7 protein-coding genes are annotated in these 6599 nt (G+C 39.5%); 5 read left to right on the forward strand and 2 right to left on the reverse strand.

Annotated elements, in window-relative coordinates; translation table 11 throughout:
• Positions 1-194 precede the first annotated feature (194 nt).
• The 3 genes from AC1DSB_RS05750 to AC1DSB_RS05760 all read left to right on the forward strand — a co-directional run bounded on the left by AC1DSB_RS05750 (position 195) and on the right by AC1DSB_RS05760 (position 3615).
• Positions 195-629 (forward strand): MarR family winged helix-turn-helix transcriptional regulator, encoded by a 435-nt coding sequence (locus tag AC1DSB_RS05750; RefSeq protein ID WP_342542063.1) that lies wholly within the window; start codon positions 195-197, stop codon positions 627-629.
• Between the two features lie 7 nt (positions 630-636).
• A complete protein-coding gene (locus tag AC1DSB_RS05755; RefSeq protein ID WP_477586066.1) occupies positions 637-2205 on the forward strand; it encodes an MDR family MFS transporter in 1569 nt (522 codons plus the stop codon).
• A gap of 489 nt (positions 2206-2694) precedes the next feature.
• Positions 2695-3615, forward strand: a complete 921-nt coding sequence (locus AC1DSB_RS05760) for a DMT family transporter (RefSeq protein WP_342542061.1) — start codon at positions 2695-2697, stop codon at positions 3613-3615.
• 131 nt (positions 3616-3746) lie between these two features.
• Here the strand turns inward: AC1DSB_RS05760 and AC1DSB_RS05765 are convergent, their stop codons facing one another.
• Both AC1DSB_RS05765 and AC1DSB_RS05770 read right to left on the reverse strand, forming a co-directional pair.
• Positions 3747-3974, reverse strand: a complete 228-nt coding sequence (locus AC1DSB_RS05765; protein WP_081637793.1) for a hypothetical protein — start codon at positions 3972-3974, stop codon at positions 3747-3749.
• 58 nt (positions 3975-4032) lie between these two features.
• On the reverse strand, positions 4033-4587 hold the full coding sequence (locus AC1DSB_RS05770) for a helix-turn-helix domain-containing protein (RefSeq protein ID WP_477586069.1): 555 nt from the start codon (positions 4585-4587) through the stop codon (positions 4033-4035).
• A gap of 290 nt (positions 4588-4877) precedes the next feature.
• On the opposite strand from AC1DSB_RS05770, the gene AC1DSB_RS05775 reads away from it, so the two are divergent.
• Entirely contained in the window at positions 4878-5537 is a 660-nt protein-coding gene (locus tag AC1DSB_RS05775) for a GntR family transcriptional regulator (protein WP_342542059.1), read from the forward strand.
• Between the two features lie 7 nt (positions 5538-5544).
• Positions 5545-6599 (forward strand): aminotransferase class I/II-fold pyridoxal phosphate-dependent enzyme (locus AC1DSB_RS05780; RefSeq protein WP_477586071.1); only part of this gene is annotated, 1055 nt, incomplete at its 3' end.

Consider the following 6599-nt stretch of genomic DNA (forward strand, 5'->3'; position numbering starts at 1 on the left):
TATATATTTGGGTCAAGATTTATCAGTCCTGCCTTATTCACTCTATTTGACAGGTTTCTGTTGAATGGATTTTTTTTGTGCACAATTTTGACTTTTGTTTTGGAAAGCAACACAATTTGACAACCGTCAGTTCCAAGCTTACTATACTAAAGTAGTTAAGTTACTAAACTATTTAATGTTGAAGGGGTTTTTCCATGAACGATCGCAAAGAAATAATTCAGGAGTTTGTCCGATCTTTCCGCTATTTAATAAGAAGTACTCGACAAGATTTTGCGGTCGAATTTGAAGGATATATACCATTTAATGAATTTACAGTTCTACGTGCATTGGAAGAAGATCGTACACTTCGTGTGTCCGATGTGGCACGAAGATTGAATTCAACCAATAGTTATGTCACATTGACGAGTGATAAATTGGTGCAAAAAGGATATCTCATCCGCGAACGCAATGATTCAGATCGACGTACGGTTTATATGACTTTGACTGATGAAGGATTAACGCTCGTGAAGAAAATGGACGAAATAATGTTTGCATATTTCAGTAAAACGTTTGGCGATATTTCAAATGAAGAAATGCTCTCAGTCATGAATATTCTTCAGAAAATTAAGCCAAACGAGAGAAAGGTTTGATTTCTACATGGAACATTTAAAACAAAAAGAAAAAGTAACTATTATGATTGCGATTATTGGGGCACTATTTTTTGCAGCAGTTAACCAAACAATCGTCAGCAATGCTTTGCCAAAAATCATTTCTGATTTAGGTGGTTTGAATTATTACAGTTGGGTATTTACCAGCTTTATGTTAACGAGTGCCATTATGACAGTCGTTGCAGGTAAACTTTCTGATATCTATGGAAGAAAGCCGTTTTTTCTAATCGGTATTTTAATATTCTCTGTTGGCGCATTTTTGTGTGGCACATCCGCTTATATTGAACAGTTGATCATTTATCGTGCCATCCAGGGTGTGGGTGCAGGCCTTATTATTCCTACAGCCTTTGCGGCAGTGGGAGACTTGTTTGCCCCTCGAGAACGTGGAAAATGGCAAGGTATTATGAGTTCTGTATTTGGTATATCCAGTGTTCTTGGACCAACTATTGGTGGATATATTGTCGATAATCTAGACTGGCGATGGGTATTTTGGGTGTTCTTGCCACTAGGTATTGTCGCTTTTGTATTGATATTAAGGCTGTTCCCTAAAACAGAAAGACGCCAAARTGAGACCATTGACTATTTAGGCACTTTCTTCCTTACCGGAACATTGGTTCCAATGTTGCTTGCGTTTTCATGGGCTGGTTCTAAATATGATTGGTCATCAGACATCATCTTGTCGTTATTCGCAGGATCGATTGTTTCCTTGGGGTTGTTTATTTGGGCTGAAAACCGAGCGAAGAGTCCAATATTGCCTTTGCACTTGTTTAAATATGCCAATTTTACATTCTCAAATATTATTGGCTTTGCGGTAGGAATAGGCATGTTCGGTGGTCTCATGTATGTGCCTTRTTTCGTTCAAGGCGTACTAGGATATTCCGCAACGCATTCCAGCTTCATTTCGATGACCATGACTCTTGGTTTAGTCGGAGCGAGTGCATGGGGTGGACAATTGATTACAAAAACAGGGAAATATAAGCGACAAGCCACTTTTGGTCTGGCGGTTTCTGTCGTTGGTCTTTTATTATTGTCCCAAATGGACATGGACATTTCCCAGTGGCTACTTGTGCTTTACTTAATTTTGGTGGGCTTTGGTATCGGAATGGGCTTGACCGTGTTTACTATGACTGTTCAAAATTCCGTTGGATCTGAATATTTGGGTGTAGCAACAGCATCTACTCAACTTTTCCGTTCCCTAGGAGGAACAGTTGGTGTGGCTGTTCTCGGAACAGTATTGAATACATCGATGAAAGATAAAATGGCTTCATTCGATTCAAGCAAAGTACCTGAAGCTGCAAGAGAAACATTAAGCAAATTCCAAAACCCCAATTTATTATTGGACCATACACAACTCGAGTCCATTCGGGCACAGTTACCTGAACAAATGTTGCCACTATTTAATGATTTAATGTTGCACTTACAACAATCATTAACATTTGCTTTATCAAATGTATTTTTAGTAGCGGCAATTGTCATGGCGATCGCTACACTTTTGACATTTACCATTAAAGAAGTTCCTCTGCGCAGTCAAAAGCAAAAACCTAATTTAGAAGAATGAGTCATAATTCATGATAAAACCAGACGATAGAGTATCCATGTGGATGCTCTTTTTTGGGATAATAAGAGTAAGAAAATTTTTAAAAGTATTATATGGAAGAATCTATTTTAGGGCAAAGCTGTTGTGTGGCAAAGTATGTTGTAATAGACAACTATACGATATCGAGAAATAAATCATTTACTTTAGCCAGTTAAAGAATTAAGATGGTTGTTCTATTGTTTTTAAGCTACAATCAACATGCTTAATTATTTGATGGGTATCTAAAATTATAGAATTGCTATGTCTAGCCCCAAGCGCTAGCTCACGCCTTAGCTTCAGACACTCAGGCGAAAGCAGGCTATCGCATCGGTTCTTGCTCCTGCGGTTACTCGTCGCAAAGGGAATCTTGCTCCTGCGGTTACTCGTCGCAAAGGGTACCTTGCTCCTGCGTCGAGCTAAAGTAGCGCTTATGCTTTTCCTAGAACGAAGAAATGGTGAGGTGAAAACCACGTGAAACAATGGAAAATCTATGGCATACTCGTTTTCGTTATGTTCATATGGGGCTTTAATTTGCCTGCCGTAAAATATTTAGTTAGCGAAGTGCGTCCTGTAACAATGACTGCCTTTCGCATTTTTTTAGCCAGTTTAACCGTATTTTCGATTTTAGCGGTACTTCGCATCGTCAGAAAACCGACAAAACAAGAATGGAAATTCATTGTCCTTGGTGCACTTCTTAATGTTGTGTGCCACCATTACTTTTTGTCGATCGGACTGACCATGACGACAAGTTCGAATGCCGGTTTAATTCTTGGCACAGGTCCAGTACTAACCGCGGTATTAGTGTCAATGATTATGAGGATCTATCCCTCTAGATTGCAATGGGTAGGAGTAATACTCGGATTGTTCGGAGTCAGCGCAACAGTACTAGCTGCAGGAGAAGGAACCTCTGGGTTATCTTTTGGTGACGTATTCGTGTTTCTAGCCATATTGACACAGGTTTTCAGTTACTTGGTTATCAGTAAAGCTGCAAAAACACTGGATCCCAGGTTGCTTACAGCATACATGTTCTTAATCGGATCATTCGTATTGTTCCTAATTAGCCTGTTCCAGGAGCCTGGGGAAATTCGAGCATTTTTAGAAGTTCCACCGATGTTTTGGGTAGCATTCTTTGGAAGTGGAATGATTGGAACAGCAGTTGGCCATATGCTTTATAACTATTCAGTAGGAAAGGCCGGCCCCTCTAAAGCAGCCATTTTCATGAATTTGAATACATTGTTTACCTTGGTGGGTTCATCTGTATTTCTTAATGAAACCATCACAAGTCGTCATATTTACGGACTTGTTTTGATTGTCGCAGGCGTAATATTGGGCTCTGGTGCTGCTGAAGATATTTGGAGAAAATATAAATTGAAAAAGTCCCTCTCAGAGTGAGAAGGATATAAAATGAGGGTCTTCCGAATTTGTGGAAGGCTCTTTTTTGATGGACTGCGAATAGAAAGTGTGGAAGCGCGAATAGAAAGGGAGAAACCGCGAATAAAAAAACCACTCCAAATTGGAAGTGGTCAGTAAGTGCGTTTATTCATTCGATCGGCAACTTGGTATGCGTCGTACATTCCCCATATCCAAACTAGCGGGAAAGTGATGAAGCCAATCAATACGAACATTAATAATGAGTTGATTAGTTGAACGCCAATCAAGATTAAGCCTTTCATGATTTGGCCGTTATATATTTGCCCGACGCCGGTCCAAAAGAAACTTAATACGGCGGCAATGCCTGGGTTTTTTAGCATGAATTATTCCTCCTTATGATTCTCWTACATAAGTATACGGATCACAGGCGGAAAAGATTCAAAAAGGATGAGTCATGGCCCAAATTGCTGTTGCAATTTGTGGACTGACATTTTCAAAACGATGAGGCAGATTGCTGTTGAAGTAAATACTGTCCCCTTCAAAAAGTTCATATACTTCTCCATCGACCTCTACACGAATTTGGCCTGACAATAAATACCCACATTCTTCCCCCGTGTGAAACATCAAGGGATTTTCTGATTGTTCACCTGGTTCTAAAATCAATTTAAAAAAGTTGATTTGTTTCCCTTGAGTAGGTGACAGGTGTTGATATGTAACATTCGGACGCAGTTGCTTCATTTCAGGCTGTTCATTATTACGTAGAAYTGTAACGATTTCTTGCTCTTCTTCTACAAAGAATGTGAAGACGGGAACTTTTAAGCAATGACTCATTTTCCACAATGTATCCAGTGAAGGCGATACTTGTCCACGTTCTATTTGAGATATCATACTTTGGCTGACCCCAGCTTTTTTCGCTAAATCATCCGCAGTAAATCCTTGCGATTTTCTTAAATACCTAATTCTTTTACCAACTTCCTCTTTTGGAAAGTCCATGTTCTAAACCCCCATTCAGTTACTTAATGACGCACACTATCACTTATCTATCATTTTACAYAATATGCTAATAAATGGGTTGAAAAAATATTAATAATTCTTAATTAATAATTATTTATTGTTATAAAATATCGTGGATAATTAGTAATACAATGTTGTCTTCATCTGCATTTGATAAAATATGACAGAATTTATCAAACAATCACTCTATACTTTGAGACACCAGTACGTTATAATTCACATATACTGTATACAGAATACAAGTTGTTTTTGAAAGAGGTTGACATCTGTTGAGAAAGATAAAAAAACCCGATTCATTAGCGGATCAAGCATATGATTTAATCCGCAAAGATATTTTGACGGGTACTCTTGCGCCTAATGAAGAACTGCGTGAAGAAAAATTCGCATTGGAATTGGGCATAAGTCGTACACCACTTCGGGAAGCAATTCGCCGGTTAGCAACTGATGGACTCGTGGTTTTACAAACTGGCAAACCGGCGAGTGTTTCATCCTTCACGAAAGAGGATGCACTTCATCATATGGAAGTCCGTAAGTTACTCGAAACGTACAATATTGAGCAAGTTGCCAAATTTACAACGCCAGAATTTCTTAAATCTCTGAAAAGTAATCTTAAGCTTCAAAAACGGGCAGCGGAGAAAAATGACTTTCATGAATTTATTGAACTGGATCGGGAGTTTCACCTATTATTGGCTGATCAAAATCCGAATACAAAATTATGTGAAATGATTTATACCATCAATACTGGCGTTAATCGTGCCTTTTTAATCCTTGCGAATACGTACCCCGTTTCTGCAATGGAAGCTAGCGGGGAGCATGAAGACATCGTCAACGCTCTTGAAAAACAAGACGTATCTAGTGCCATAAATGCCATGCTGGAACATATGGATAATATTGAAAGAAGATTTCTTCATTACTATGAGAAGGGTTGAAGATTCCATGCCACTTACGATAAATGAGCGCATTACCAAAATTGCCGTTTCAGGCATCCGTCAGTTTTCCAATCAGCTTGTACATTATCCGGACGCAGTGAATTTAACGATAGGCCAACCAGATTTCCCAACACCTGAAGCCGTCAAACAAGCAGGAATTGCAGCTATTTCAAATGACTTGACTGGGTATTCCCATAATGCCGGCATGATTGAGTTGCGCAATGCGGTCAGTCGCTTTTTCTTGGAGAAATATGAATTTGCATATAAAGCGGAAACTGAAGTTATCGTCACAATCGGTGCAAGCGAAGCCATTGATGTGGTTTTCCGAACCATCCTGGAAGAAGGAGACGAAGTGATTTTGCCGGCACCATGCTATACGGGTTACGCTCCAATCATTACCATGTGTGGTGCAAAGGTAAAGTACTTAGATACTTCAGATACAGACTTCCAACCATCTCCCGAGCGTCTGAAAGCTTTAATTAGCGAGAAGACGAAAGCAGTTCTATTCAATTTCCCATCAAATCCGACAGGTGTCACCATTGATTCCAAGCAAATGGATGCCTTGGCGGATGTATTGAAAGAGCAGGAAATCTATGTATTGTCCGATGAAATATACAGTGAAAACACTTTTTCTGGCGAACATCGTTCATTTGGTTCGTATCCAGAATTAAGAGACCGTTTGTTCCTCATTCACGGATTATCAAAATCTCACTCTATGACAGGCTGGCGTATCGGATTTTTATTAGGTCCTGAAGCACTTATGCAACATTGCATTAAAATTCATCAATACAATTCCGTTTGTGCACCGGTTCCGAGCCAATATGCAGCAATCGAGGCGCTAGGCAACAGCAGGGATGTTCCTGCTGAAATGAATAAAGAGTACATAGTCCGCCGTGATTACGTATATGGCCGACTGATTGATATGGGACTTGATGTGGTTAAACCAAATGGCGCTTTTTATATTTTTCCTTCTATTAAAGAATTCGGGATGACGTCCTTTGATTTTGCAACAAGTCTGTTGAAAGAAGGAGGCGTTGCATGTGTCCCAGGCAGTGCCTTCAG

The sequence above is a fragment of the Paenisporosarcina sp. P4_E4_2 genome, from assembly GCF_056401595.1.

What these genes read in the sequence shown, in the direction of transcription:
- AC1DSB_RS05750 (WP_342542063.1), top strand. Translation starts at nt 195, where the DNA reads ATGAACGATCGCAAAGAAATAATTCAGGAGTTTGTCCGATCTTTCCGC.
- AC1DSB_RS05765 (WP_081637793.1), bottom strand. Translation starts at nt 3,974, where the DNA reads ATGCTAAAAAACCCAGGCATTGCCGCCGTATTAAGTTTCTTTTGGACC.